This window comes from Synechococcus sp. NB0720_010 (assembly GCF_023078835.1).
In the GTDB taxonomy this organism is placed as follows: domain Bacteria; phylum Cyanobacteriota; class Cyanobacteriia; order PCC-6307; family Cyanobiaceae; genus Vulcanococcus.
The window spans coordinates 1,639,194-1,666,088 of the sequence record NZ_CP090898.1 but is presented as its reverse complement, the minus strand read 5'-3'; the positions used below and the strand labels follow the sequence as shown (position 1 = coordinate 1,666,088).

General features: G+C 64.9%; 26 protein-coding genes. 16 read left to right on the top strand and 10 right to left on the bottom strand.

All coding sequences use genetic code 11. The annotated features are described in order from the left end of the window. Positions 1 to 18 precede the first annotated feature (18 nt). From LY254_RS08730 to LY254_RS08715, 4 genes are all read left to right on the top strand, one after another. Positions 19 to 1,260: an MFS transporter gene (locus LY254_RS08730; RefSeq protein ID WP_247476680.1), complete on the top strand. Its 1,242-nt coding sequence runs from the start codon at positions 19 to 21 to the stop codon at positions 1,258 to 1,260. Positions 1,261 to 1,308: 48 nt separating this feature from the next. Then, positions 1,309 to 3,453 (top strand): polyphosphate kinase 1, encoded by a 2,145-nt coding sequence (gene ppk1, locus LY254_RS08725; RefSeq protein WP_247476678.1) that lies wholly within the window; start codon positions 1,309 to 1,311, stop codon positions 3,451 to 3,453. A gap of 193 nt (positions 3,454 to 3,646) precedes the next feature. Further along, complete coding sequence (locus tag LY254_RS08720) at positions 3,647 to 4,612, top strand: RpoD/SigA family RNA polymerase sigma factor (RefSeq protein ID WP_029626052.1); 966 nt, start codon at positions 3,647 to 3,649, stop codon at positions 4,610 to 4,612. A gap of 19 nt (positions 4,613 to 4,631) precedes the next feature. Next, complete coding sequence (locus LY254_RS08715) at positions 4,632 to 5,300, top strand: diacylglycerol/polyprenol kinase family protein (RefSeq protein ID WP_247476676.1); 669 nt, start codon at positions 4,632 to 4,634, stop codon at positions 5,298 to 5,300. Here the strand turns inward: LY254_RS08715 and LY254_RS08710 are convergent. Together LY254_RS08710 and LY254_RS08705 are read right to left on the bottom strand one after the other, a co-directional pair. After that, complete coding sequence (locus LY254_RS08710; protein WP_247476674.1) at positions 5,290 to 5,625, bottom strand: hypothetical protein; 336 nt, start codon at positions 5,623 to 5,625, stop codon at positions 5,290 to 5,292. The two genes, LY254_RS08715 and LY254_RS08710, sit on opposite strands and share 11 nt — an antisense overlap. Before the next feature lie 144 nt (positions 5,626 to 5,769). Next, entirely contained in the window at positions 5,770 to 6,843 is a 1,074-nt protein-coding gene (locus LY254_RS08705; protein WP_247476672.1) for a 3-deoxy-7-phosphoheptulonate synthase, read from the bottom strand. A 137-nt stretch (positions 6,844 to 6,980) separates the two neighbouring features. Between LY254_RS08705 and acnB the strand changes: the two genes are divergently transcribed. The 3 genes from acnB to LY254_RS08690 are packed head-to-tail and all read left to right on the top strand — an operon-like array spanning position 6,981 to position 12,594. Then, entirely contained in the window at positions 6,981 to 9,596 is a 2,616-nt protein-coding gene (gene acnB, locus LY254_RS08700) for a bifunctional aconitate hydratase 2/2-methylisocitrate dehydratase (RefSeq protein WP_247476670.1), read from the top strand. A 5-nt stretch (positions 9,597 to 9,601) separates the two neighbouring features. After that, positions 9,602 to 11,011, top strand: a complete 1,410-nt coding sequence (locus LY254_RS08695) for a ClC family H(+)/Cl(-) exchange transporter (protein WP_247476668.1) — start codon at positions 9,602 to 9,604, stop codon at positions 11,009 to 11,011. A gap of 56 nt (positions 11,012 to 11,067) precedes the next feature. Further along, on the top strand, positions 11,068 to 12,594 hold the full coding sequence (locus LY254_RS08690; RefSeq protein WP_247479835.1) for a radical SAM protein: 1,527 nt from the start codon (positions 11,068 to 11,070) through the stop codon (positions 12,592 to 12,594). Here LY254_RS08690 and LY254_RS08685 read toward each other — a convergent pair. Continuing rightward, on the bottom strand, positions 12,591 to 13,883 hold the full coding sequence (locus LY254_RS08685) for an O-antigen ligase (protein WP_247476666.1): 1,293 nt from the start codon (positions 13,881 to 13,883) through the stop codon (positions 12,591 to 12,593). The genes LY254_RS08690 and LY254_RS08685 overlap by 4 nt on opposite strands. Continuing rightward, positions 13,880 to 14,752: a formyltetrahydrofolate deformylase gene (gene purU, locus LY254_RS08680; RefSeq protein ID WP_247476664.1), complete on the bottom strand. Its 873-nt coding sequence runs from the start codon at positions 14,750 to 14,752 to the stop codon at positions 13,880 to 13,882. Before purU ends, LY254_RS08685 begins: the two co-directional genes overlap by 4 nt. Positions 14,753 to 14,869: 117 nt before the next feature. On the opposite strand from purU, the gene psbQ reads away from it, so the two are divergent. Genes psbQ through pstS form a run of 3 tightly spaced genes read left to right on the top strand, consistent with a single transcriptional unit; the run spans position 14,870 to position 17,482 of the window. Further along, positions 14,870 to 15,355: a photosystem II protein PsbQ gene (gene psbQ, locus LY254_RS08675; RefSeq protein WP_010313827.1), complete on the top strand. Its 486-nt coding sequence runs from the start codon at positions 14,870 to 14,872 to the stop codon at positions 15,353 to 15,355. 44 nt (positions 15,356 to 15,399) lie between these two features. After that, positions 15,400 to 16,434 (top strand): FAD-binding oxidoreductase, encoded by a 1,035-nt coding sequence (locus LY254_RS08670; RefSeq protein WP_247476662.1) that lies wholly within the window; start codon positions 15,400 to 15,402, stop codon positions 16,432 to 16,434. 52 nt (positions 16,435 to 16,486) lie between these two features. After that, positions 16,487 to 17,482: a phosphate ABC transporter substrate-binding protein PstS gene (gene pstS / locus LY254_RS08665; RefSeq protein WP_247476661.1), complete on the top strand. Its 996-nt coding sequence runs from the start codon at positions 16,487 to 16,489 to the stop codon at positions 17,480 to 17,482. Between the two features lie 126 nt (positions 17,483 to 17,608). On the opposite strand, the gene dnaK is transcribed toward pstS, so the two are convergent. Further along, a complete protein-coding gene (dnaK, locus tag LY254_RS08660) occupies positions 17,609 to 19,504 on the bottom strand; it encodes a molecular chaperone DnaK (protein WP_010313834.1) in 1,896 nt (631 codons plus the stop codon). A gap of 53 nt (positions 19,505 to 19,557) precedes the next feature. On the opposite strand from dnaK, the gene LY254_RS08655 reads away from it, so the two are divergent. From LY254_RS08655 to LY254_RS08640, 4 genes are all read left to right on the top strand, one after another. Further along, positions 19,558 to 20,469, top strand: a complete 912-nt coding sequence (locus LY254_RS08655; protein WP_247476660.1) for a shikimate dehydrogenase — start codon at positions 19,558 to 19,560, stop codon at positions 20,467 to 20,469. Between the two features lie 26 nt (positions 20,470 to 20,495). After that, positions 20,496 to 20,957: a Tic20 family protein gene (locus LY254_RS08650; RefSeq protein ID WP_010313838.1), complete on the top strand. Its 462-nt coding sequence runs from the start codon at positions 20,496 to 20,498 to the stop codon at positions 20,955 to 20,957. Between the two features lie 88 nt (positions 20,958 to 21,045). Then, positions 21,046 to 21,414: a 30S ribosomal protein S6 gene (rpsF, locus tag LY254_RS08645; protein ID WP_029626057.1), complete on the top strand. Its 369-nt coding sequence runs from the start codon at positions 21,046 to 21,048 to the stop codon at positions 21,412 to 21,414. Positions 21,415 to 21,490: 76 nt separating this feature from the next. After that, positions 21,491 to 21,799 (top strand): hypothetical protein, encoded by a 309-nt coding sequence (locus LY254_RS08640; RefSeq protein WP_247476659.1) that lies wholly within the window; start codon positions 21,491 to 21,493, stop codon positions 21,797 to 21,799. An 8-nt stretch (positions 21,800 to 21,807) separates the two neighbouring features. Here the strand turns inward: LY254_RS08640 and LY254_RS08635 are convergent, their stop codons facing one another. Both LY254_RS08635 and LY254_RS08630 read right to left on the bottom strand, forming a co-directional pair. Beyond that, entirely contained in the window at positions 21,808 to 23,007 is a 1,200-nt protein-coding gene (locus LY254_RS08635; RefSeq protein ID WP_247476657.1) for an argininosuccinate synthase, read from the bottom strand. Further along, positions 23,007 to 23,258 carry a hypothetical protein gene (locus LY254_RS08630; protein WP_247476655.1) on the bottom strand — a complete coding sequence of 84 codons (252 nt, stop codon included), beginning with the start codon at positions 23,256 to 23,258 and terminating at the stop codon, positions 23,007 to 23,009. Before LY254_RS08630 ends, LY254_RS08635 begins: the two co-directional genes overlap by 1 nt. A 102-nt stretch (positions 23,259 to 23,360) precedes the next feature. Here LY254_RS08630 and LY254_RS08625 point away from each other — a divergent pair, with 102 nt between their 5' ends. Further along, positions 23,361 to 23,636, top strand: coding sequence for a DUF3134 domain-containing protein (locus LY254_RS08625; RefSeq protein ID WP_010313850.1), 276 nt, complete (start codon positions 23,361 to 23,363; stop codon positions 23,634 to 23,636). Between the two features lie 44 nt (positions 23,637 to 23,680). Beyond that, a complete protein-coding gene (gene mraY, locus LY254_RS08620; protein WP_247476654.1) occupies positions 23,681 to 24,742 on the top strand; it encodes a phospho-N-acetylmuramoyl-pentapeptide-transferase in 1,062 nt (353 codons plus the stop codon). Here the strand turns inward: mraY and LY254_RS08615 are convergent. From LY254_RS08615 to LY254_RS08605, 3 genes are all read right to left on the bottom strand, one after another. Beyond that, positions 24,725 to 24,955: a hypothetical protein gene (locus tag LY254_RS08615; RefSeq protein ID WP_029626059.1), complete on the bottom strand. Its 231-nt coding sequence runs from the start codon at positions 24,953 to 24,955 to the stop codon at positions 24,725 to 24,727. The two genes, mraY and LY254_RS08615, sit on opposite strands and share 18 nt — an antisense overlap. Further along, complete coding sequence (locus LY254_RS08610; RefSeq protein ID WP_010313856.1) at positions 24,952 to 25,164, bottom strand: hypothetical protein; 213 nt, start codon at positions 25,162 to 25,164, stop codon at positions 24,952 to 24,954. Before LY254_RS08610 ends, LY254_RS08615 begins: the two co-directional genes overlap by 4 nt. A gap of 116 nt (positions 25,165 to 25,280) precedes the next feature. Further along, positions 25,281 to 25,430 carry a hypothetical protein gene (locus tag LY254_RS08605; protein ID WP_247476652.1) on the bottom strand — a complete coding sequence of 50 codons (150 nt, stop codon included), beginning with the start codon at positions 25,428 to 25,430 and terminating at the stop codon, positions 25,281 to 25,283. Between the last annotated feature and the right edge of the window lie 1,465 nt (positions 25,431 to 26,895).

Here is a 26,895-nt window from a genome sequence, read left to right as displayed (position 1 = left end):
AACACTGGGGACAGCCCTGTGAGCTGGAAACGGCCCTCCACCTCTCTCTGCGCGTTCCTCACACTGCTGAACGATCGGCTCGGGGAAAGCATTGTTTTCCCCTTGCTGCCCTTCCTGCTGGCGAGCTTCACGGACAACGGCCGCACCCTGGGACTGCTGGCCGGGAGTTACGCGATCGCCCAATTCGCCGTCACCCCCCTGATTGGCTCCCTGAGCGATCGCTTTGGCCGCAAACCCGTCATCGGCATTTGTGTGGCGGGCTCGGTGCTCGGCTTGAGTCTCTTTGCGATCACGGTCAGCATTGATTGGCAGGCCATTCCCTGGGCCGCCGGGACGAGCCTTCCCCTGATCCTGCTGTTTACCGCCCGACTCATTGATGGGGTGAGCGGCGGTACCGCCGCCACGGCCGGGGCAGTGCTCGCGGATATCTCGACCCCAGAAAACCGTGCCAAGGCTTTTGGCCTGATTGGCGTGGCCTTCGGCCTGGGCTTCATCCTGGGCCCCGCCTTTGGCGGCCTGCTCTCCCAGACCAACGTCACCCTGCCGGTGTGGGCCGCCGCGGCCTTCGCCCTGATCAACCTGGTGCTGGTGCTGCTGCTCTTGCCAGAAACCCACCCGCCCGAGGCGCGGCTGGCGATGCCACGCAAACGGGACCTCAATCCCTTGATCGCCCTGCAGAAGGTGTTCACCAACCCCCAGGTGCGCCGCTTGTGTGGGGCGTTCTTTCTCTTTTTTCTCGCCTTCAACGGCTTCACAGCCGTGCTGGTCCTCTATTTCAAACAGGCCTTTGATTGGGGACCGGGCTTAGCCGCTAATGCCTTCTTGGTGGTCGGCATCGTGGCGACGGTCGTCCAGGGGGGCTTGATCGGACCTCTGGTGAAACGCTTTGGCGAATGGCGACTGACCCTGGCTGGCTTGGGCTTCGTGATCGCCGGCTGCCTACTGGTGCCGATGGCGACCGCCGAGAACGCCACCCGTGTCGTCTTCCCCGCCGTTGCGATCCTGGCCCTCGGTACCGGCCTGGTGACCCCCTGCCTGCGGGCCCTGGTCTCCAGGCGCCTGGATGACTCCGGCCAGGGGGCAGCCCTGGGAAGCCTTCAGGGCCTCCAGAGCCTGGGCAGTTTTATCGGCCCTCCCCTCGCCGGCCTGGCCTACGACGTGGTGGGACAACGCAGTCCCTTCTGGCTGGGCATCACGGTGCTCGCGGGGGTCGCAGCCCTGGTGGCTGGAGGCCTGCCGCGTCGCGAGCAACACGCCTGAGATCCCTTCTGATTGCTACGTTGATCAGCAGAAAGTGATGGGTCATCCATGGCTGATCCAGTGGTTGCTCCGGAGCTCTACATCAATCGGGAGCTCAGCTGGATTGCCTTCAACCAGAGGGTGCTGGCCCAGGCCCTGAGCGAGCACACGCCGCTGCTGGAGCAGGCCAAATTCAGCGCGATCTTCAGCAATAACCTCGACGAATTTTTCATGGTCCGTGTGGCTTCACTGAAGTCACAGGTGGAAGCGGGCGTTCAGACCCTGAGCGACGACGGACTGACTCCCACCCAACAGCTGGCCCTGGTGCGCAAGGAACTCGCACCGCTGCTGCAGCAACAACAGGCCCACTACCGCCACTACCTGAAGCACCAGCTGGCCGAAGTCGGCGTGCACCTCCTGGACTACCGCAGGCTGAACAAGAAGCAGAAGGCCTGGGTCAACGACTACTTCCAGCGCGCCATCTTCCCGGTGCTCACCCCCCTGGCGGTGGACCCGGCTCACCCCTTCCCCTTCATCAGCAACCTGAGCTTGAACATCGCGGCCCTGATCCGCGATCCAGACAGCGGCGTTCAACAATTTGCCCGGGTCAAGGTCCCGCAAAAGAACCTGCCGCGGTTTGTCGAACTGCCGGCCGAGCTCAGCACGACCGAACCGCAACCGGTCTTCACCGCCGTCCCCCTGGAGCAGGTGGTGGCCTTCAACCTGCAGCTGCTCTTCCCAGGGATGGAGGTGGAGGGGCACTACTTCTTCCGCGTCACCCGGGATGCGGACCTGGAGCTGCGGGACCTGGAAGCCGACGACTTGATGGAGGCCCTCCAGCAGGGCCTGCGCAAACGACGCATGGGCGGGGAGGTGGTGCGCCTGGAGGTCGCCGATGAGATGCCGGATGCCGTGGTGGAACTGCTCCTGGAGGGCACCGGCGTTGAACCGGAGGATCTCTATCGAATCGGCGGTCCGCTGGGCCTCGATGACCTGATGTGCCTGCTGGCCATTCCCCTGCCGGCTTTGAAGGATGCCCCGCACCGGGGCCGCACCCACGCCAAGTTGGCTCGGGCTCAGAAGAGCCTGCTGGAGGACGGCTCGATTAAGGCCGAGGAATTCACCAGCATCTTCTCGGTGCTGCGCCGCGGTGATGTGCTCCTGCACCACCCGTTTGACCTCTTTTCCACCTCTGTCGAGGAGTTCATCAATCAGGCCGCCGATGACCCCTCGGTGCTGGCCATCAAGATGACCCTCTATCGGGTCTCGAAAGACTCCCCGATCATTGCGGCCCTGATTCGCGCCTCAGAGAACGGCAAGCAAGTGATGGTGCTGGTCGAGCTCAAGGCACGCTTCGACGAGGACAACAACATTCAGTGGGCCCGCCAACTGGAGCGCTCAGGCGTCCACGTGGTCTACGGGGTGATCGGCCTGAAAACCCACACCAAGATCACGCTGGTGGTGCGCAAGGAAAAGGATCTGCTGCGCAGCTACTGCCACATCGGCACGGGCAACTACAACTCCAAAACCGCAGCCCTCTACACGGACCTGGGTCTGCTCTCCGCCCGGCCGGAACTGGGGCAGGACCTGGCCGAGCTGTTCAACTACCTGACGGGCTTCTCCAAGCAACAGGACTTCCGGCGCCTCCTGGTGGCGCCCGTGAGCCTGCGCCGCCGGATGCAAGAGCTCATCCAACGGGAGATCGAGCACGCCAAGGCCGGTCAGCCGGCCGCCATCAAGGCCAAGATGAACGCCCTGGTGGACCCGCGCATCATCGCCCTGCTCTACGAGGCCTCCCAAGCGGGTGTTCAGATCGACCTCGTGGTGCGCGGCATGTGCAGCCTGCGACCGGGGCTGGTCGGTGTCAGCGACAACATTCGGGTGAGCAGCGTCATTGGTCGCTTCCTGGAGCACTCCCGTCTGTTCTGGTTCGAGAACGGCGGTGATCACGAGACGTATATCGGCAGTGCCGACTGGATGGGTCGCAATCTCGACCGGCGCGTCGAAGCGGTGGTCCCCGTCGAAGATCCCGATCTACACGAACGGCTGACACGGCTGATCGACAGCTATCTCAATGACAACTGCACCGCCTGGGACATGCAGAGCGATGGCAGCTTCAGCCGCCGCATTCCCGAAGAGGACAACATCGCCGTGCAAGCCAACTTGATCGATGGCTGGAGAAAGGGCCTGATCCCTGTCGAGGCGGGCGCGTAGCGAGGGCTACAAACAGAAAGAAAAACGAACGAAAAGGCCTTAGTAAGTCTTCCAATTCCTGACATCTCGCAGTGGCCAGGAGTGCTACATTCCGGCCAAATCAATTCGTTTTGCGGCCTTTAGTTCAGTTCTGCAACCCTGCAGAGACAACCAACCGCCCAAAGCAACCTCCGAAGCCTGCGCATCTGCTGCCATGCCTGCAAACAAGCCCGCTGCTTCAGGCTCTTCGAGCAACAAATCAACGGCTCGATCCGCCGCGTCCCGGCAGGGAGGTCGCCTTAGTGCTGACTCGATCGGCTGGTACCTGAGCAATATCGGCCGGGTACCCCTCCTCACTCCCGCCGAAGAGATTGAGTTGGCTCACCATGTGCAGGCGATGAAGCGTCTGCAGGAGCTCCCCGCCGCCGAACTCACCGCCCGCCAAAAACATCAGATCCGGATGGGCACCCGCGCCCGGGATCGAATGATGGCCGCCAACCTGCGGCTCGTCGTCAGCGTCGCCAAGAAATATCAGAACCAAGGCCTGGAACTGCTTGACCTGGTCCAAGAGGGCGCGATTGGTCTGGAGCGAGCCGTCGACAAGTTCGACCCCGCCATGGGCTACAAGTTCTCGACCTATGCCTACTGGTGGATTCGCCAGGGCATGACCCGGGCCATCGACAACAGCGCCCGCACGATTCGCTTGCCGATTCACGTGAGCGAGAAGCTCTCGAAGATGCGTCGCATCACCCGCGAGCTCTCCCATCGCTTTGGCCGCCAACCCAACCGCCTGGAGCTGGCCCATGCCATGGGCATGCAGCCGGAAGAACTGGAAGAGCTGATCACCCAAAGCGCCCCCTGCGCCTCCCTCGATGCCCATGCCCGGGGCGACGATGACCGGAGCACCCTCGGCGAGCTGATCGCGGATCCCAACAGCAACGAGTCCATGGATTCCATGGATCGCAACCTGCAGAAGGAGCACCTGGGCACCTGGCTCTCCCAGCTCAATGAGCGCGAGCGCAAGATCATCGAACTGCGCTTTGGACTCGCCGGCCAAGAGCCCCTGACCCTGGCGGAAATCGGACGCCAGATCAACGTCTCCCGCGAACGGGTGCGTCAGTTGGAATCGAAAGCGATTCTCAAGCTGCGCCTGATGACCAACTACCAGCAGGCTGCTTGAGCCGTATCGCCTGAGTTCTGTGGTCACGCAACAGCTCCTGGGCGTGGCCGCTGTCTTGGCCTGGCTTGCTGCTGTGCTGCTGACGGCCCTGGCAGTACGCCGGCGCTGGCCGCAACAGAAGGAGTGGAGCCGCAAGGTCGTCCACATCGGTACGGGCGCGGTCGTACTCCTGGCTTGGGCCTTTGCGATTCCGCGAGGCCTGGCCCTGGGCGCCGCGGCCCTGGTCACGCTGGGCACCGCCCTGAACCACCGCTTCCGCCTGCTGCCTGCCGTCGAGGACGTCGGACGCCACAGCTACGGGACGATTGCCTACGGCGCCTCGATCACGATTCTCCTGGCCCTGTTCTGGCCCCAGCAACCGCTACCCGTGGCCGCAGGCGTTCTGGTAATGGCCTGCGGCGATGGACTCGCGGGGCTGGTGGGCCCCCAGATCCAGTCAGCGCGTTGGCAGATCTTCGGGCAAACCAAATCCCTGGCGGGCACCGCGACCATGGCCCTCACCAGCTGGCTGGTCCTGGCCCTGTTGATCGGAGTCGCCCAGGGAACGGGTGCAGCCGCACCCAGCTTGGTGGCTGCGGCTGCCATCGCGATCGCCGCCACGGGGCTCGAGCAACTGAGTGGCTTTGGCCTCGACAACCTGAGCGTGCCATTAGCCACCGCTTATCTCTGGCAACTCGCTATGCCCTGAGCATCGCCTCACAGCGCTGCTCCCAGTCCCGTTGGGTGCCAAGGCCGGTGACCAACTGGGTCTCTCCGGGTTCACTGCGCAAACACAACTGCCACTGGCGGATCGCCTCAGCGCGCTCCATCCAAGCGTTGATCACACTGCGCTGGGTCCGCTCTGGATCCCACTGGCGGCAACTGGCAGTCTCCAGGGCCCAGGCCATCAAGGCATCCAGCTGAACCGGGCGAAAGCCCGTGAACACCGGACCGGCACCATCCACGGAACTTTGCTGCAGGTAAAACAGCTGCAACGGATCAGACAGACCAAAAAACTGCAGCAGATAGGCCATAGGCAGCCCCCTTTCAGTTGCAGACAAGGTAATTGGACAGGCAGAAGATTCTGCTCACTGCCAACAGTTTTAAACCACACTATTGAGCACCGAAGGCAATTAGCACTCTCGATCTTCGAGTGCTAATTGAGCAAAACGCTTCGCTTAAACCGCGACGGCAGAAGCGCTCTGGGCCGCCGCAACCGCATCAGCCAAGCTCGCCAGCACCTCACGGGTCGTCTGCAGATCGATGCAGGCGTCGGTGATGCTCTGGCCATAGGTGAGGGCCGAGCGATCGGGGCTGATCTTCTGATTACCAGCCACCAAATGGCTCTCGATCATCACGCCCATGACATCGCGGGAGCCCGCCCGCAGTTGCTCAGCCACCTGCGCCGCCACCTCGCCTTGACGGCGGTAGTCCTTATTGGAGTTGCCGTGGCTGCAATCCACCATCACCCGAGCCGGCAGTCCGTCTTTCACCAGAGCAGCCGAGGCTTCTTCAATCGCCTCTCGGTGGTAGTTGGTGCCCTGCTTGCCGCCCCGCAGCACCAGGTGCCCATCGGGGTTACCGGTGGTGGTGACGATGGCCGCTTGGCCATCCTTATTAATGCCCAGGAAATGGTGGGGGCGTGCTGCCGCCTCCATCGCATTGATGGCGGTGATGGCGCTGCCGTCGGTGCCGTTCTTGAAACCGATGGGCATGGACAGCCCAGAGGCCATTTCCCGGTGGGTCTGGCTTTCGGTGGTGCGGGCGCCGATGGCCGTCCAGCTGATCAGATCAGCGATGTACTGGGGAACGACAGGGTCCAACAGCTCCGTGGCAGCCGGTAGCCCCATGTCGGCCAGATGCAGCAGCAGGCCGCGGGCCAGGCGCAGACCGGTGTTGATGTCGTAGCTGCCGTCCAGATGCGGGTCATTGATCAACCCCTTCCAGCCGACGGTGGTGCGGGGCTTCTCGAAATAGACCCGCATGACCACCTCAAGCTGGTCACGGTGACGTTTGTGTTCTTCAGCGATGGCGGCGGCGTATTCCTGGGCCGCCTCCACGTCATGGACCGAGCAGGGTCCAACGATCACCAGCAAACGCTGGTCGTCACCCCGAAGGATGGCCTTGATGCGCTCGCGGGCCTCGCGCACGGTGCGCCCAGCGGTCTCGCTCAGTGGCAGCTCCCCGTGCAGCAGGGTGGGCGCCACCAGGGGCCGGGTTTCCACCACGTGGAGATCAGAGGTGGGAATCATGCCGGCAACCATCCCAGGGGCTCGGAGCAACCCACCCTAAAAGCCCAGTCGCATCGTTCGTCACAACGGGGGGGACCGGCGGCAAAGAACAATGGTCGGACGTCCACCGATCGAGGCCCCCTGGGGTTCCAGCGCCGATGTCCGCCAGCAGCTTCCTTGCCGACTACCGCGCCGCCGCTGCGGAGCGAGAAGCCCAAGGGGTCCCCGCCCTGCCGCTGACAGCCGCCGAAACCCAGGCCCTGACTGAACTGCTGCAGGCACCCCCCTCCGGGGAAGAGGAGTTCCTGCTGCATCTGCTCTCGGAGCGCATCCCCCCCGGCGTGGATGAGGCGGCCTACGTCAAAGCGGACTGGCTCAGTGCCGTGGCCCAGGGCAGAACCACCAGCCCCCTGGTCGCTCCCGTGGAAGCGGTGAAGCTGCTGGCCACCATGATCGGCGGCTACAACGTCGGCGCCCTGATCGAGCTGCTCTCCCACGCGGACGCAGCCATCGCTGACGCCGCCGCGACTGGGCTCTGCCGCACCCTGCTGGTCTACGACGCCTACAACGATGTCCTGGAGCTGGCCGCCAGCAACACCCAGGCCAAACGGGTCATCGATAGCTGGGCCAATGCCGAGTGGTTCACCGCCAAGCCCGAGCTGCCGGCGGAGATCACCGTCACGGTCTTCAAGGTGGAAGGCGAGACCAACACCGATGACCTCTCCCCGGCAACCCACGCCACCACCCGTCCGGACATCCCGCTGCACGCCACGGCGATGCTCGAGACCCGGATGCCCGGCGGCCTGGATCTGATCGCCGAGCTCAAGAAAAAGGGCCATCCCGTGGCCTACGTCGGCGACGTGGTCGGCACCGGCAGCTCCCGTAAATCCGCCATCAACTCGGTGCTCTGGCACACCGGTACCGACATCCCCCACGTGCCCAACAAGCGCAGTGGCGGCGTGGTGCTCGGCGGCAAGATCGCGCCGATCTTTTTCAACACGGCTGAGGACTCCGGCGCCCTGCCGATTGAGTGCGATGTCACCGCCCTGAACTCCGGCGATGTCATCACCATTCGCCCCTACGCCGGCACGATCGAGCGGGCAGCGGGCGAGGCCAATGCCGGTGACGTGGTGGCCCGCTTTGAGCTCAAGCCCAGCACGATCACCGATGAGGTGCGTGCAGGCGGCCGCATCCCCCTGATGATCGGCCGTGCCTTGACCGACAAGGTGCGCGCCCAACTGGGCCTGCCCGCCAGCGACCTCTTCATCCGGCCCAGTGCCCCCGCCGACACCGGCAAGGGCTTCACCCTGGCCCAAAAAATGGTGGGCAAGGCCTGCGGCCTGCCGGGCGTGCGCCCCGGCACCAGCTGTGAGCCGCTGATGACCACGGTCGGCTCCCAGGACACCACCGGGCCGATGACCCGCGATGAGATGAAGGAGCTGGCCTGCCTGGGCTTCTCCGCCGATCTGGTGATGCAGAGCTTCTGCCACACCGCGGCCTACCCCAAGCCGGTGGACCTCAAGACCCACGCCGAGCTGCCCGACTTCATTAGCTCCCGCGGCGGCGTAGCCCTGCGCCCCGGCGACGGCATCATCCACAGCTGGCTGAACCGGATGCTGCTGCCCGACACCGTGGGCACCGGCGGTGACAGCCACACCCGCTTCCCCCTGGGCATCTCCTTCCCCGCCGGCTCGGGCCTGGTGGCCTTCGCCGCCGCCATCGGTGCGATGCCCCTGGACATGCCCGAGTCGGTGCTGGTGAAGTTCTCCGGCTCCCTGCAGCCCGGCGTCACCCTGCGGGATGTGGTGAATGCCATTCCCTACGTGGCGATCCAGCAGGGGCTGCTGACGGTGGAGAAGGCCGGCAAGAAGAACATCTTCAGCGGCCGAATCATGGAGATCGAGGGCCTGCCCGACCTGAAGCTGGAGCAAGCCTTCGAGCTGACCGATGCCACCGCCGAGCGCTCCTGCGCCGGCAGCACCATCAAGCTCTCTGTGGAGACCGTCAGCGAGTACCTGCGCAGCAACGTGGCGCTGCTCAAGAACATGATCGCGCGGGGCTACAGCGATGCCCGCACCCTGGCCCGCCGGATCAAGGCCATGGAGGACTGGCTGGCCAATCCCATTCTGATGGAAGCCGACGCCAACGCTGAGTACGCCGCGGTGATCGAAATCAACCTCGATGAGATCACCGAGCCGATCCTGGCCTGCCCGAACGACCCCGACAACGTCAAAACCCTCTCGGATGTGGCCGGGAGTCAGATCGATGAGGTGTTCATCGGCTCCTGCATGACCAACATCGGCCACTACCGCGCCGCCGCCACCGTCCTGGAGGGACAAGGGGAGAACACGGCTCGCCTCTGGGTCTGCCCACCCACCCGGATGGATGAGGAGATGCTCAAGCAGGAGGGCTACTACGCCATCTTCGAGAAGGCCGGCTCCCGCATGGAGATGCCCGGTTGCTCCCTCTGCATGGGCAACCAGGCGCGGGTGGAGGACAACACCACGGTGTTCTCCACCAGCACCCGCAACTTCAACAACCGCTTGGGCAATGGCGCCCAGGTGTATCTGGGCAGCGCCGAGCTGGCTGCGGTCTGCGCCCAGCTGGGCCGGCTCCCCAGCAAGGAGCAGTACCTGGCAATTGCAGCCGCCAAGATCGATCCCAAAGGCGCTGAGCTCTACCGCTACCTGAACTTCGATCAGATCGAGGGATTTGAGGACAGCGGTCGCGTGGTCAGCAGTGACGACGAGGCGAAGGTCCTGGCAGGGGTCTAAGCGTCTTGCAGACCAATGGCCTGAAGCTGGAACTGCAGTCCTGGAGGACCAGCCGCAACCTGGAGCGGATGGTCCAGCAGCGCTGGCCGGCCGTCGTCCTCACCCTGATCGTCACCGGCCTGGGGGCTGCGGCCGCCGGCCTGCTGTTCAAAACCGGCGTGGGCTGGCTGGGCAGTTGGCGCCTGGGGCTTCTGCAAACCGCCAGCCCTTGGCTGGTCCTGCCCTTGATGGGAGGGATTGGCGGCCTGCTCTCGGCGGTGCTGATCAGCACCCTGGCGCCAACGGCGGCGGGCTCGGGGATCCCGCAGGTGATGCGCTTCCTCTCGCGCCAGAGCCTGCCGATGAACCTGCAGGTGGCCATCGTCAAATTGCTGGCGGGGATCCTGGCCATTGGCAGCGGCTTCCCGCTCGGGCCGGAGGGTCCGGCGGTTCAGATGGGCAGTTCCGTGGGCTGGCAGATGGCCCGCTGGTTCAAAGCCCCGCCCTCACTGCTGCGGGTGATCGTGGCGGCCGGCGGCGGCGCAGGCATCGCTGCGGTCTTCCATGCCCCCCTAGGGGGCTTCTTCTATGCGATTGAGGAGCTGCTGCGTAAATCCGGTCCGATCCTGCTGCTGCTGGTGCTCGGCACGGCCTTCGCCGGCAGCTTCTGGGCCGACGTCATGGGCCTGGCTGGCTTTGGGCAGCAAAGCGCGGGCATCGGCCAGAAGGGCTTCCAGATCAGCAGCGAGTACAACCTGGATATTCAGTTCCTGCCCAAGGACCTGATCTATCTGGTGGCCCTGGGGATTGTGGTGGGCCTGCTGGCGGAGCTCTACACCCGCTACGTGGTGAAGATGCAGTCCCTGGGGCAGCGGTTCTTCTCCGGAAAGATTGTGGTGCGGATGCTGCTGGGCGGCATCGCCCTGGGCTGCCTCTATGCCGCCCTGCCGGCTGAGTTCCGCAACAACGCGGGCCTGCAGCACACGATCGTCGACGGCCACGTCGAGATCAACAAGGCCGTAGGCATCTTCACGCTGCTGTTTTTCGCCACCGGCCTGGCCGCCGCCACCGGCGCCCCAGGCGGCCTGTTTGCACCGATGCTCACCCTGGGCAGCGCCCTGGGGCTGACCGCCGCAGGCATTGCCGAGCACCTCTCCGGCCATGCCCCAAGCACCTACGTCTTCGCCGGAATGGCGGCCTTCATCGCCGCCTGCTCCCGCACACCGATCACTGCCGTCTTCCTGGTCTTTGCCCTGACCAAGGACCTGCTGATCCTTAAGCCCCTGTTCGTCTGCGCCGTGGTGAGCTTCGTGGTCTCCCGCATCACCCACGAGCACTCGATCTACCAACGCCAGCTGGCCCTTCAAAGCAGTGCCACCAGCACTCAAGGGGAGATGAAGCTGCCGGGCACGCCGCTCAGCCCGCGGGACCTTTGAACCAAGAAACCCTGCTGTTTGAGCCAGCTGCTGCGCAGCAGGGTGCCCTTCGGGCCGTGTTGGCCTTCCCCAGCACCTACACCGTGGGGATCACGAGCCTGGGCTACCAGGTGGTCTGGGCGACCTTGGCCCAGCGCACCGATGTGGATGTGCGGCGGCTGTTCACCGACCAGGGCGATCCGCAACACCGCCACTGCGACCTCTTTGGCCTGTCCCTGAGTTGGGAACTCGACGGGCCGGTGCTGCTGGATCTGCTGGAGCAGCAGCGCATCCCGATCTGGGCAAGCGAACGGGGCGACAACGACCCGATCGTCTTCGGCGGGGGGCCGGTGCTCACGGCCAACCCCGAACCCCTGGCGCCTTTCTTTGATGCGGTGCTGCTCGGCGATGGCGAGCAGCTGCTGCCGGCCTTTATCGATGCCCTGCAGGACTGCAAAACCGCCCCGCGCCAGCAGCGGCTGCGGCGCCTGGCGGCCGTGCCCGGTGTCTATGTCCCGTCGCTCTATGCCCCCCGCTACGGCGAGGGCGGTGACCTGCTGGCGATCGAACCGATCGAGGCCGGCATTCCCGAAACCGTGGAAAAGCAGACCTGGCGCGGCAACACCCTGAGTCACTCCACGGTGATCACCCCGGAGGCGGCCTGGCCTTCTATCCACATGGTCGAGGTGGTGCGCAGCTGCCCGGAGCTCTGCCGCTTCTGCCTGGCTAGCTATCTCACCCTGCCCTTCCGCACGCCGAGCCTCGATGACGGGCTGATCCCAGCGGTGGAAAAGGGCCTGGGGGCCACCCAACGCTTGGGCTTACTGGGTGCCTCCGTGACCCAACACCCCCAATTCGACGACCTACTGCAGTGGCTCGATCAGGACCGCTTTGACGACACCCGGGTCAGCGTCAGCTCCGTGCGGGCCGCCACCGTCACCCCCGAGCTCGGGCGGATCCTGGCCAAACGCGGCAGCAAGTCCCTGACCATCGCCATCGAGAGCGGCAGCGAGCGCATGCGCGAGGTGGTCAACAAAAAGCTGGCGACCGATGAGATCTACGCCGCGGCCCGCTACGCCAAAGAAGGCGGCCTCAGCGGCCTGAAGCTCTACGGCATGGCCGGCCTGCCTTCGGAAACTGAGGACGATGTTGAGGCCACCGCCGACCTGCTGCTGCAGCTCAAGAAGGCCACCCCAGGCTTGCGCCTATCGCTCGGGGTCAGCACCTTTGTGCCCAAGGCCCACACCCCCTTCCAGTGGCAGGGCGTCCGCCCGGAAGCCGAGAAACGCCTGAAACTCCTGGCCAAACGGCTGAAGCCCAAGGGCATCGACCTGCGCCCCGAGAGCTACGGCTGGAGCGTGATTCAGGCGCTGCTCTCCCGCAGCGACCGGCGCCTTGCACCCGTGATCGCCGCGGTGCGCGGCCGCCACGAAAAACTCGGCGGCTGGAAGCAGGCCTACCGCGAAGCCGAGACGCCCCTGCCCCCCTGGGAGGAGGTCATCCACGGGACATGGGACGCCGATCGAGTCCTGCCCTGGGAGCACCTGAAGGGTCCCCTACCCAAGACCACCCTGCGCAAGCACCACGACGAAGCCCTGGCCTAGAGCCGGCAGCGCAGACCCGCCAGCAGGATCCAACCGGCGATGTTCAGGCGGCTGTCGTACATCGGGATGTCGGTGGCATGGAGCACCACCAGCACCAGCGCCGCGGCCCACCAGGCCCGCTCAAACAGCGCGCCACTGGCCATGCCAAGCCTCACGCCGCGGATCAAGAGCCACAGCACCAGACCGACCAGACCCACGGCCACCGGCAGACCGTGACTGAGGGCCAGATCCAAGGCGATGTTGTGGGGATGGCCATGCCAATGGCCCGTCCGCAGGGGATAGATCACGCTGAAGGCCGCCGCCCCCCAGCCCAGCCAAGGACGCTCGCCCACCAGCCCCAGGGCCGTGCCCCACTGACTCAGACGCGTCAGCGCCAGGGGACGCTCCCCATGGGAATTGAAATCGTTCAGGCGTCCCCAGATCGACTGGGGAACGATCTCCCGCAGGGGGGCCTGAATCACCGCCGGCACCCCCGGCAGGGTGGCCAGGGCAACGGGCACCAGCGCCAACAGCAGCAGGGGCAACAACCAAATCCAGCGCCCCGGGCCCAGCACGATCGACACCGCCAGGACCAGGGCACCCCAGCCGTTGCGGGAATCGGTAGCCAGCATCTCGGCCACCTGGGTGACCACCAGGGCAAAGCTGATGCCCCAGAGCCCAAAGGCCAGCGGGCCGGAGCGCCAGCGGCGGCAGTGCTGCAGAAAGGCCGCCAGCACCAAAGGCCAGCTCAAGGCCAGCCAGGCCGCCGTGATGTTGGCGTAATCAAACAGGCCCGAGAGCCGCCCAGGCGGATTGCCCCCACCGCGGATCCACCAGACGATCGCCCCACCCAACAGTTCATAGGGGCCGCTCCAGCCAAGCACCATCTGGCCAAAGCCCGTCCCCAGAACCGGAACGGTGCCGGCCACCAGCCAGAGGGCCACCCGGCGCCGGGCCTCGGGCGTGGCCAGATAGGGCTGATAGGCCCAGAACGCCCAGAAAAACGGAAGCCAATTGCCTAGGCCCACCCAGGCCAGCCAGCCGCTGGAGGCGGTGAAGCAGCCCAGGAGCATCCACAGACCGATGCCAGCCAGCAGCCAATTGACCCGATCGTCCCGCCAGGCGGTCGGCTGACGACTCCCCAGGATCAAGGCCACAAACAGCAGCAACCCCGCCAGAAGCGCACTGGCCGGCAGCAGCAGCAGGGCGACCTGGAAGCAACGCCAACCCCAGAGGGTCGCCGCCGCCGGCCGCTCCCCATCGAGCAACACCAAGCCGGCCTGCAGCGGCTTGCGCCAGAGCTGGGTCATTCGAACACCGCCGTACGGCCGCGGTAGACCATCACCTGTCGCTTCAGATGCAAGCGCACCGCCCGTGCCAAGGCCAGACGCTCGGTATCGCGGCCTTTGCGGATCAGATCCTCCACCTCATCGCGGTGGCTCACGTTGACGGTGGACTGGGCAATGATCGGGCCCGCATCGAGTTCATCGGTCACGTAGTGCCCGGTGGCCCCGATCAACTTCACCCCCCGCTCCCAGGCCCGGTGATAGGGCTGCGCCCCCATGAAGGCCGGCAGGAAGGAATGGTGGATGTTGATCACCCGGTGGAAGGCATCCGGAGGGTCAAAGGCCGCCAAAAAGGCTGGCGTCAGCACCTGCATGTACTTGGCCAGGATCACCAACTCAATGCCGTGCTCCTTCAACAGCTCGAGGTGACGGGCCTCGGCCTCCTGGCGGTTGGCGTTGTTGATCGGCACATGGGCGAACTGGGCGCCGAACTCCTCGGCGATCGAACCCAGATCGGGATGGTTGGAGACCACCAGCGGCACCCGCATCGGCAACTCGCCGGTGCGCACACGCCAGAGCAGATCCAAGAAACAGTGGTCCTGCTTGCTAACGAAGATCGCCACAGCCGGGCGCTGATCCGAGAAGGTGACCCTCTGTTCACCACCAAGGCGCTCCGCCAGGGAGGCCGCCGCCGGAGCAATCGCTTCCCGGGGCAAGCCGAACCCCTCGAGCTGCCACTCGATGCGGCTCAGGAACAGACCAGCCCCTTGGTCGCTGTGGTGATCGGCGTGGACGATGTTGCCGCCGTTGCCAGCCACCCAACCGGAGAGCTCCCGCACAAGACCCGGCTGGTCGGGGCAAATCATCTGAAGGATGGCGGTGGCAGCCGTCATGGAATGGCGTCAAAGCCCGGGAGACCTGAATTCTGCCGTTCAAGCCGTTGCAGCTCGTTATGGAGAGCTCCCAGGCCAGTGGCCCTGGGTAAAGTCCCGCAATCAAGCTCAGCAACAATGGCTGCTCAACCGCTCTATTCCGGCCTGCGGCGACTGGCCCTGGCGGCCCTCGCTCTGGTGATCAGCTTTGGCCTGACCGCCTGCGGTGGCGCCAAAGCGAAGGCCCCCACTCTGAGTGCTGACGACATCACCGTGATCGAGCGCCAGGCCGAAGGCTTCCTGGCAGCGCGCGACCGTCTGCCTGAGCTCGCCACCCTGGTGAATGAGCGCAACTGGGTCTTCACCCGCAACCTGATCCACGGCCCCATGCAGGAAGTGGGCCGCGAGATGCTCTACATCAACCAGCGTCTGCTGCCCGGCGACCGCGCTGAGGCCACCAAACTGGCTACCGATCTGAAGGCCGCCCTGGCCGACCTCGACGAAGCCGCCCGTCTGCAAGACGCCAACAACCTCAGCAAGTCCTACATCAAGGTCGCCAGCGGTTTCGGTCGTTACGCCCAGATCCTTCCTGAGCAGGTTCAGTCCGACCTCAAGCAGATCTGAATCCGCTGAACCCCCTGCCCACCAGCCGGCCCTCCTCGATCTGCGTGATCGGAGCCGGCGTGGTGGGCTTTTCTGTGGCCTGGCACCTGCAGCGGAGCGGGCACCAGGTCACGCTGTTTGACCCCCAGCTGGGGCAAGCCCAAGGCCCAGACGCCGGCAGCAGCGCGGCCCTGGGGCTGTTGATGGCTCGCGTCTTTCGCCGCAGCAGCGGCCGAGGCTGGAGGCTGCGGCAGCAGTCCCACGCCCTCTGGCGGCAGTGGCGCGAGGAGCTCCAGCAGCGAGGCCATGTCCTGCCCTTTCGCCCCGGCCTCCTGCAGCTCGCCACCACGGCGGCCGAGCAAGAGGCGCAGGCCCAACTGGCGGAGCAGCGGCAGGACCTGCGCCTGCTGGATCCCGCAGCACTCGAGACCCTCAGGCCGCTCATCCCCCAACCGTCCCTCGGGGGACTTCTCTCCCCGGAGGATGGCCAACTCGATCCCATCCCAGCCATGCGGGCGCTGCAGGAGGACGGGGCACGGCTTGGGGTCCAGCTCAAGGCGACGGCGGTCCGCGGGCTGGAGCGCAGCGGAAGCGGCCAATGGCGCGTCGTCGGCGGACAGGGGTCCTACGACTGGGTCGTCCTCAGTGCCGGCCTGAGCAGTTCAGCGTTGCTGGAGCCCCTGGGCCACGAGCGACCCCAACACCCGGTGCTCGGCCAGGCCCTAGAACTGCAACTCGCAGACGGTGATCAGGCCCCCCTCAACTGGCCGGGGAGCCTGAGCTGGAGCGGCATCAACTTGGTGCCGCGGCCCCAGGGACGCCTCTGGCTTGGCGCCACGGTGGAAATTGATCAACGGCAAGGACAGCCCGAGCAGCTGCTTGCCCTGCGCGAGCTCGACGGCAAGGCCCCAGCCTGGCTGCAACGGGCGACGGTGCTGCGGCAGTGGCAGGGGCTGAGGGCCCGTCCCCTGGGCCGGCCCGCACCGCTACTGGAGCAACTCGAACCGGGCCTGCTCCTCGCGAGCGGTCACTACCGCAATGGCGTCCTGCTGGCTCCGGCCACGGCGGCCTGGGTGGCCGAGCAGATCGAACAAGGCTGACCACTGGAAGGGGCTTCTTTAGCCTTGGGGCTCTTGTCGACATCTGCCGACGATGCTTCGCACCCGCACCCTGGTCCCCCTGGGCCTCCTGGCCGTCCTGGCCCTGACGGCCTGCGGCGGATCTGGCTCTGGCGGCGGTGCGTCCAGCGCCCGCCTACAGGGTGCCGGGGCCACCTTCCCCGCTCCGATTTACCTGCGCTGGTTCCAGGACTTGGCCTCCAAGGGCGAGGTGAAGGTCAATTACCAGTCGGTGGGTTCGGGCGCCGGCATCCGCCAGTTCGAGGCCGCCACCGTTGACTTTGCCGCCAGCGACAAGCCCCTGAGCGACGAGGACGCCGCCGGCATCCAGCGCGGTGCCGTGCAGGTCCCCATGACCGCCGGCGCGATCGCCGTGGCCTACAACAACCCCGGCTGCGAACTGAAGCTGACCCAACAGCAGCTGGTGGAGATCTTCGAAGGCAAGATCACCAACTACAGCGACCTCGGTTGCCGTGACCAGGCCATCAAGGTCGTCTACCGCTCCGACGGTTCCGGGACGACCTACAACTTCACGCAGTCCCTCTCGGCCTTCAGCCCCGCCTGGGCCTCGGGTCCGGGCTCCGGCAAATCGATCAAATGGCCCATCGGTCTCGGCGCCAAGGGCAACGAGGGCATGGCCGCCAGCCTGCAGCAGATCAAGGGCGCCCTGGGCTACGTCGAGAGCTCCTATGTGCGCGGTGATCTACAGGCGGCTGCCCTGCAGAACGCGGGCGGCAGCTATGCCAAGCCCACCACCAAAGCAGCAGCTGAGGCCCTGGGCAGTATCGATCTGGGCCCCAACCTGACCGGAAGCAACCCCAATCCCAAGGCGGGCTACCCGATCGTCAGCTTCACCTGGATCCTGCTCTACAAGAGCGGTAACGGCGACAAGCTCAAGAGCCTGCAGCAGGCCTTCAACTACACCCTCAGCGATGCAGCTCAGGCCAATGCCCCGGCCCTGGGCTACGTGAGCCTGCCGGCCAACGTGCTCCAAAAAGCACGGGCCGCCGTCGCCAGCATCGGCGAATAAGCCCTGAAGCGTCTAATCCCCAAAGCCCCTCTCCGTTTGGAGTGGGGCTTTTTGCTGCAGGGCATCGAGACATAAAAAAACCCCGGCCGAAGCCGGGGGTCTTGGCTCACGGGCGTGAGCGCTGAATCACTTGGACTCGGTGAACTCGGCGTCGATCACGTCATCGCCGGCGGCACCAGCATCAGCACCAGGGGCACCAGCGGCAGCGCCTTCCGCACCAGCGGCCTGCTGGTAGACGGCGGCACCAGCGGCGTAGAGGGCCTGCTGCAGGGTTTCGAGCTCGGACTTCATCGTGTCGAAGTCGTCCTTCTCGATGGCTTCCTTGAGCTTGGCGGAGGAGGACTCGACCTTGGCCTTGTCCTCGGCACCCACCTTGTCGCCCAGTTCGCCCAGCTGCTTCTCGGCTTGATACACCAGGGTTTCGGCCTGGTTCTTCACGTCGATGCGCTCGCGCTTCTCCTTGTCGGCGCTGGCGTTGGCCTCGGCGTCCTTGACCATCTTCTCCACCTCGTTGTCGCTGAGGGTGGAGGCGCCGGTGATGGAGATGCTCTGCTCCTTACCGCTGCCCTTGTCCTTGGCGGTGACGCTCAGGATGCCGTTGGCGTCGATGTCGAAGGTGACTTCGATCTGGGGCACGCCACGGGGGGCAGGGGGGATGCCATCGAGGCGGAAGGTTCCAAGCGACTTGTTGTCGCTGGCCATCTCGCGCTCGCCCTGGAGCACGTGGATCTCGACGTTGGTCTGACCGTCCACAGCGGTGGAGTAGGTCTCCGACTTCTTGGTCGGGATGGTGGTGTTCCGGGGAATCATCTTGGTCATCACACCGCCCAGGGTTTCCACACCCAGGGACAGGGGAGTGACGTCCAGCAGAAGGATGTCCTTGACCTCACCGGCGAGCACACCGCCCTGAATGGCGGCACCCACGGCCACCACCTCATCGGGGTTCACGGTTTGGTTGGGGGACTTCCCGGTGACGCGCTTCACCAGCTCGAGGACCGCGGGGATGCGGGTGGAACCGCCCACCATCACCACCTCATCCAGCTCGGAGGAGGCGAGCTTGGCGTCCTTCAGGGCCTGCTCGACGGGCACGCGGCAACGGTCGATCAGCTTGGAGGCCAGCTCTTCGAACTTGGCCCGGGTGAGGGTCAGGTCGAGGTGCTTGGGGCCCTCGGGGGTTGCCGTGATGAACGGCAGGTTGATCTCGCTTTGGGTCGCGCTGGAGAGCTCGATCTTGGCTTTCTCAGCGGCCTCGGTCAGGCGCTGCAGGGCCTGCTTGTCACTGCGCAGATCGATGCCTTCGTTGGACTTGAAGGTGTCGGCCAGGTGATCAACGATCACCTTGTCGAAGTCATCACCGCCCAGGTGGGTGTCGCCCGAGGTGGAGAGCACCTCAAAGACACCGTCGCCCACTTCGAGAACGGACACGTCGAAGGTGCCGCCGCCCAGGTCGAAGACCAGGATTTTCTCGTTGCTCTTCTTGTCCAGGCCGTAGGCCAGGGCAGCCGCGGTGGGCTCGTTGATGATGCGCAGCACCTCAAGGCCAGCGATCTTGCCGGCGTCCTTGGTGGCCTGGCGCTGGGAGTCGTTGAAGTAGGCGGGAACGGTGATGACCGCTTGGGTCACGGTCTCGCCGAGGTACTTACCGGCGTCTTCGGCCAGCTTGCGCAGGACCTGAGCGCTGACTTCCTCAGGAGCAAATTGCTTGTTGAGGACGGGGCACTTGACCTTGACGTTGGAGCCGGCCTTCTCGACGCCGTAGCTCACTTCCTTGGACTCTTCGTTCACCTCGTCCACCCGGCGTCCGATGAAACGCTTGACGGAATAGAAGGTGTTTTCCGGGTTCATCACCGCCTGGCGCTTGGCGATTTGACCCACCAGCTGATCCTGGTTTTTGGTGTATGCCACCACGGAGGGCGTGGTGCGGAAGCCCTCGGCATTGGCAATCACGGTGGGCTTGCCGCCCTCCATGACTGACACGCAACTGTTGGTGGTGCCAAGGTCGATACCGACAACCTTGCCCATGGGTGACCTCTGAACTGCAGACATCCTCTGCAGCGGCACCCGGGTGGGGCTAGGTGTGGTTGCCGAACAGTGCCCGAACCACCGTGAACGCCGAGGCCCGAATCCAAGGCAGCACCGCGCTTGTGGGGGTACTGGGCGATCCGGTGCGCCACTCCCTTTCGCCGGTGATGCACAACGCGGCACTCGAGGCCATGGGCCTGGACTGGGCCTACCTGGCCCTACCCGCGCCAACGGCTGAGCTGGGCGCCGTTATCCAGGCCCTCGAAGCGATGGGCTGCCGCGGCCTGAACGTGACCATCCCCCACAAGCAAGCGGTCGCGGCGCTCTGCAGCGAACTCAGTCCACTGGCGGAGCGACTGGGGGCCGTGAACACCCTGGTGCCACGCCAGGGGGGCGGCTGGCTTGGCACCAACACCGATGTGGAAGGCTTCTGCGCGCCGCTGCGGGAGGTCAGCTGGAGCAGCAAGCGGGCGCTGGTGCTCGGCTGCGGCGGCAGTGCCCGCGCCGTCGTCGCCGGTCTGGTGGAGCTGGGCTTTGCCGAGATCGTTCTGGCCGGGCGACGGCCGGAAGCCCTCGAGGCCTTCCAGGCGGACTGCCGGAGCTGGGCGCCCCAACTCAGCACCCTCAGCTGGGACAGCGGAATCGCCGCAACCCTCGCCCAGGCGGATCTGCTGGTGAACACCACGCCCGTGGGCATGGCCTCAGCCACGGACCCCGCCGCCGCCCAGGCCTGCCCCTTGAGTGACAGCGAACTCGCGGCGCTTTCAGCCGAAGCCTGGGTCTACGACTTGATCTACACACCTCGGCCGACCGCGCTACTGCAGCGGGCAACGGCCAAAGGCTGCCGCAGCCTGGATGGCCTGCGCATGCTGGTGGAGCAGGGGGCCGCCTCCCTGCGCCTCTGGAGCGGCAGGAGCGAGGTGCCCATCGAGGTCATGCACCAGGCCGCCCTGCGCCAGCTCTAACGTCACACCCAAGGCGACGGAGTGCGATGACGATCCCCAGTTGGCAGCGGCTTCTGGCCTTGCTGACCTATCTCCTGCCCTGGAGCGATGGTCTGCCCTTCGGGCGCTCCCTGACGAGCCTGTTTCCTGTTCTGCAGTGGTTGAGTCTGCCGGCCCTGCCGCTGGTGCTGATCGAGCAGGCCATTCCCTTCGGCGGGTTCATCCTGTTTTTGGTGCTCTTTCTGGGCGTGGTGCGCAACCAGCGGGTCCCCTACTTCATCCGCTTCAACGCCCTGCAGGCCATCCTGCTGGACATCATCCTGATCGTGCTGTCCCTGGCGTTCAACCTGCTGCTCGCCCCCCTGGGCGGGAACTTTGCGGTGCGGACCCTCGCCAACACCGTCTTCCTGGGGATGCTCGTGCTGGTGCTGTTCGGGATCATCCAGTGCCTGCGCGGCAAGGAAGCCGACATCCCCAGCCTGTCTGAAGCGGTTCGCATGCAGCTGTAGGGTGGACGATCCGCCGCTGATGAACCGGGCTCACCCCCACCCCATCAGCCACCGTCCCTTTCGGCGTCCACGTCGGATCGCGTAAGCCATGTCGCAGCCCTACTACGAAACGATGTACATCCTTCGTCCGGACATCCCGGAGGAAGAGGTGGAAACCCATATCACCAAGTACCGCGATCTCGTCACCGAAGCCGGTGCTGAGGTTCTGGATTGCCAGATGCGCGGCAAGCGCCGCCTGGCCTACACCATTGCCAAGCACAAGGAAGGCATCTACGTGCAGCTTGCCCACAACGGCGACGGCCAACAGGTGGCAGCTCTCGAGAAGGCCATGCGCCTGAGCGAAGACGTGATCCGCTACCTGACCGTCAAGCAGGACGGCCCCCTGCCCGCTCCCCGCAGCGGCCCTGCACCCCAGGCCACCAGCGACGAAGCCGCTCTGCAGACCGCAGACGCCTGATCTCGAAAGGCATCTCGCCCCTTGTTCCCTCCTGGAGCCTTGGTTAGGTTCCAGGAGGTTTTTTATTGACCAGCCGTTGGAGCACCAAGACCTGCAGGCGGCCTTGGCCAAAAGCCAACAGGAGCTGGAGCGCGCACAGGAGCAGATCGCCGAACTGGAGGCCCTGCTGGCGGAGTTGCCCGGCATTTTTGAGCGGAAGTTCAGCCAGCGGCTCGAGCCAATCCTTGAGCGCCAGCGGCTCTTGAGCGCCGACAACGAACGGCTCCAGCAGGGCTCCCAGCGGGAGGAGCCCCTGGTTCTTCCACTGCAGCCGGCGCAGCCCCGGATGGGATCCCGGGTGCGGGCGCTCTGGCCCCAGAACCAGGACCCGTCCGTGGCGGCCTGAAGCAGGCCCTAGCGCTGGCTGTTCGCCCAGAGACGGGTCGGCAGACCCCAGACGTAGATGAAGCCCTCGGCGGCGCGGTGATCGAACTGATCCCCAGCGTCGTAGGTGGCCATGTCAGGCACGTAGAGGCTGTTGGCGCTGCTGCGGCCGACGACGGTGGCGTTGCCCTTGTGCAGCTTCACCTTGACCGTGCCGTTGACGGTGCGCTGGGTGCGATCGATGAAGCCATCCAGCGCATCCTTCAACGGGCCGTACCAAAGGCCTTGGTAGACCACATCGGCCCACTGCTGCTCCAGCTGACGCTTGCTGCGCAGCACGTCCGCCGCCAGGGTCAGGCTCTCCAGTTCCTGGTGGGCCTTGATCAGCAGCAGCAAACCGGGGGTTTCGTAAATCTCACGGCTCTTGATCCCCACCACGCGGTTCTCGATCATGTCGAGACGGCCATAGCCGTGGCTGCCGGCCAGGGCATTGGCTCGGCGGATCAGGCTGACGGGATCCAGGCGCTCGCCATCGATGCTGACGGGATTGCCGTTCTCGAAGCCGATCTCCACCACCTGGGCCTGCTCCGGGGCCGCCTCCACGCTGACGGTGAGGGCATAGATCTCCTCAGGGGGTTCCACGTTGGGATCCTCCAGAGGTCCGGCCTCAATCGAGCGACCCAGCAGGTTGAGGTCGATCGAATAGGGCGACTTCTTGCTCACCGGGGAAGGGATCCCGCAACGCTCGCCGTAGGCGATCGTCTCCTCACGGCTCATGCCCCATTCCCGCGCCGGAGTCAGGACCTTCAAATCCGGCGCCAGGGCGCCGATCGCCACGTCGAAGCGCACCTGGTCGTTGCCCTTGCCCGTGCAGCCATGGGCCACGGCATCCGCACCGACTTCGCGGGCAATCTCCACCAGGCGGCGGGCGATCAGAGGACGCGCCAGGGCCGTGGAGAGGGGATAGCGACCTTCGTAGAGGGCGTTGGCCCGGATCGCCGGGAAGGCGAAATCACGGATGAACGGCTCGATCAGGTCACCCACGATCGACTGGCTAGCACCGGAGTCCAGAGCCTTCTGACGAATGGGCTCAAGCTCATCCCCCTGTCCCAGATCCGCAGCGAAGGTAATGACCTCATCCACGCCCCACTCGTTCTTGAGATAGGGAATACAGACGCTGGTATCCACACCACCGGAATACGCCAGCACAGCCTTCTTGGCCCGGCCCATCAACGCTCTCCATGCGCGCAATCGATCGATTCTCCACTGTCGCGGTGGCGGATCATCTGGAAGGCCAGCCAACCGGCCATGCCCAAAGGCGGAACCAGCACCAGGGCCAAGGCCAGAACCGCTGCCAGCTCAGGCCGCGCGAGGGCCCAGGACTGCTCCAGCAGGGGCGTGCTCCAACGCTTCCCGGCCCAGACCAAGCCCGCACTGATGGCCAGGGCTGCACCCCAAGCCGGCCACAGCCGCCATGTCATAAGAGCTTTGGGGAGAGTCTCAGATAGGATGGCGGATTGGCGCCAGCTGGGTAGCTACGAACCCGGCAAACCTGTACACCGACGTCCGACGGGCCTCACGCGATGAGCAGCAACCTCAGCACCAGCCTCTCCCAGCTGGATGGCATTAACCCCTCGCTGACCCGTTACGGCCGCAGCGAGCCCGCCCCGGTGCTGCCCCTGCGGGAAGAGCCCGACCTGTTGAGCTGGCTCGAGACCAGCGGCCGCCTGGTGGTCGATGAGGAAGCCGCCACCAGCGACGTCAGCACCGTGGAAGAAGAAGAACTCTCCGCACTGATGGGCGAGAAAGAGGACTACAAGGCCGACGACGAGCAAAACGAGGAAAACTGGGAGGACTGATTCCCCCCACCTCTGTGGTCTCCACCAGCAGGCTCATCGCCTCGATGCCCAGCAACAGCCGCCAACTGGCGCTGCTGCTGGGCTTATTGCTGCTTGGGGTCTCTGCCGGCTGCGACTGGTTCACGCGGACGCCGCAGCTCACCGTGCCCCTGCTCGTGGCCGCAGCGATCAGCGCGGTGGTCTGCGCCTGGGGTGTGCCGCGCCTGCGGAACCTCAAGCTGGGCCAGGTCATCCGCCAGGAGGGGCCGCAGAGCCACCTCAGCAAAGCGGGCACCCCGACCATGGGTGGACTGCTGGTGGTACCTGTCGGAGTCCTGATCGGTGGGCTGATTGCCCCCAGCGACCTGCGCCTACCCGGAGTCGCGGCCATCACCCTGGCCTACATGGCCATCGGCGGATTCGATGACTGGCGCAGCTTGACCAAGCGCCACAACACCGGCCTCTCCCCCAGCGGCAAGCTGCTCCTGCAGGCCCTCAGTGCCGGCGGCTTCCTCGCTTGGGCCGCTTGGCATGAACTGATCACAGACAGCATCGCCCTGCCCCTGGGCTGGATCCTGCCGCTGGGCCTCTTGATCTGGCCCCTGGGATTGTTTGTCTTTCTGGCGGAGAGCAACGCCACCAACCTCACCGATGGCCTCGATGGCCTGGCGGCCGGATGCGGAGCCATCGTCTTCAGCGGCATGGGGGTCCAGCTGATGCTGAGGGGAAACCAGGGGGACCCCGCCCTGGCCGCCTTCTCCGCCGCCATGGCCGGCTGCTGGCTGGGCTTTCTGCTGTTCAATCGACACCCGGCACGGGTGTTCATGGGAGACACCGGCTCCCTGGCGATGGGCGCCGCCCTCGCGGCCGTCGCGCTGCTGAGCGACAGCCTTTGGGCCCTGCTCTTGATGGGGGGAATCTTCCTGGCGGAGTCCCTCTCGGTGATCGTTCAGGTCTGGGTCTTCAAAGCCACCAAAGGCCCCGATGGAGTCGGCAGGCGGGTCCTCCGCATGGCGCCCTTGCATCACCACTTCGAACTGGGCGGAGCAGCCGAACAGCAGGTTGTCGTTGGGTTCTGGCTGATCAGTGCGGCCCTGGCCGCCCTGGGGTTACTGCTGCTGGCCTGAGCCCGCTCGGTAGTAACGGCAGTAGCCAAGAACCGTGGAATAGGCGTTGTAGCGGCCAGGCTTCAGGCGCAATTGCTGCATCGCCTCGGCATCTGTCAGCTGCATCGAGGCCCAGCGGGCACAGACCTGGCGGTGGTCCACCCAGAACCAGGCCACCACGGCAGCAAGGGTCCCCAAGAGCAACAGCACGAGCCAAGGCCAGCGCTGACTCATGCGGCCACGTCCCAATCGCGAGGCTGCTCCAGATCGGAGCGCTGCGGATCCAGGGTTCGAGGCGAGAAGCCCACGACCTGGGAATAGCCCGGCTGACGCAGTCGCTCCCGCTTGGCTGCCCGCTGGACGGCCGCGGAGTAATAGGAGTAGCCCATGAAAGCCGCCGAAGCAGCGACCATCACGGCCGGGAGATGGATCAGGATCTCCATCAACTCAAACCACTTGCCAACGCTTTGGAGTGGGCATTGCTTTGCTTTGCCGCCAAACCAAGAAGTTCGGTCTTAATCGTTACGCAAGCCAACCAGGTTGTCCAGGGCGATCAGAACTATTGGGCCTGCAGCGCAGGCATTGCTTCATTCGTCTCTGTGTTGTTCACAGGGGGCGGACCATCCCCGAGCCAGGTACACATCACCACCCCAAGGGCCAGCAACAGGATCAACACGATCAAGCGCACAGCGCGGCCCGTTGAAGTCATGGCCAAACGGTTGTTTTGATCACCCAACCCTGTCAGCGGGAGCCCACAGAGAGCGCAGAGCGTTACAAGAGCAACAGTTCAAAGCCTTGAGGCAGCGCATCATTCACCCACGACCTTCGGGTCGGGCAAGGGAGATTCTCAAGGGGGTGTGGCAACCCCCTTTTTTATTGCCCCGGCGCAAGCTGCCGAGGGCGCCTACGGTCAAGTCAGCACTCCTGATCCATGGCCTACTTCACATACCAGCAATGACTCCACTTGCCCCGTAGGGGGGTGTCCGTTTGCTGGCATTAGCTCGCACCACCACTAGATCTAGTGCCAGCGTTAGTCGGTAACTGGGCGACTCTCAATGAACCCAGCCGTGCTCACCCGCTTGGACCAGCTGGAGCTTGAGTGGCAGCAGCGACTGCTCAGGCAACCCAGCAGTGGAAAGGCTGACAAGGGGGGTGTTGGCGACCCCACCTCATCTCCCTCTGCCCGACCCGAAGGTCGTGAGGAGATGATCCGGCAGCCAGTTCAGCGGTGATGTGCCGTTTGTAACCGGCTGAACGTTTTGTGCAGGACTCAGGACCGCAGGTGACCCACCTCAGGCTGCAGGTCGCCTGTGCACCTGAACTGCGGCGACTTCCGTACGAAGTGATGAACGCGCTGGTCTAGGTCGAGTGGTTAGCGAGCAAGACCTGGATTGGTCGATGCACCAGCGTTACCCCCACCAATACCTGTCGGGACTCCAGCTGGATACTGCATGACCTGCCGAGCTGATGGAGGGAGGTTTCCAATTCTTCTGATCGTGGATTCCCCACCTGAAGTCGTCTTCATGCCGGTGCCGACCAATTGAACAGCCAGCGAGACCAAGGCAAATACGCCGACAAAAACACCGCCGATCGCCCAGGGATTGACTTGGGATTGGTGGAGCGTGGAGTTGTTAGCCATAAGGAGAGAAGCTCACTCTCACCTCTTTATGTAGTCACAGCTACCAGGCTGGCGTGAGTATTTGCGCTCGTCGGTGCAAGTTATGTTCAGCGCTATACATCAGGCTTGAGGGCACGATCAACGGAAATGCCAGCGCAGATACTCCATGCGCGAAGCCAAGAAAAGACGCCAGGAGCACCGCCCTTCTCACCGCTAGACCCTTAAGAGAATCTTTATATTGACATGTCCGCCTTACGGCTTCGGCGTGGCTCTGCAGTGCTCAGCAGTGGCGCAGTGGATGGTCATCCCCCTTGCGGAGGATGACTTTGCAGGAGTCTTCTGATGAAGCCTGCTTACGCGTTGCCTCGTGAGCCGCCGCCACTGTGGCCGTGACGAGCAGGGCAAGCAGGATGCCGTCGGTGAGCGGGTCCATTACCTCTCCGTGGCTATCACTGGTCTAGGCCTGGGCGGAGCCTGTTGCAAGGGCTGCCGAGTGGTCAGCTCAAGAGTGCAAAGGGGGTGGCGCAGCCACTCGGACGATCCTGGAGGCAAGTAC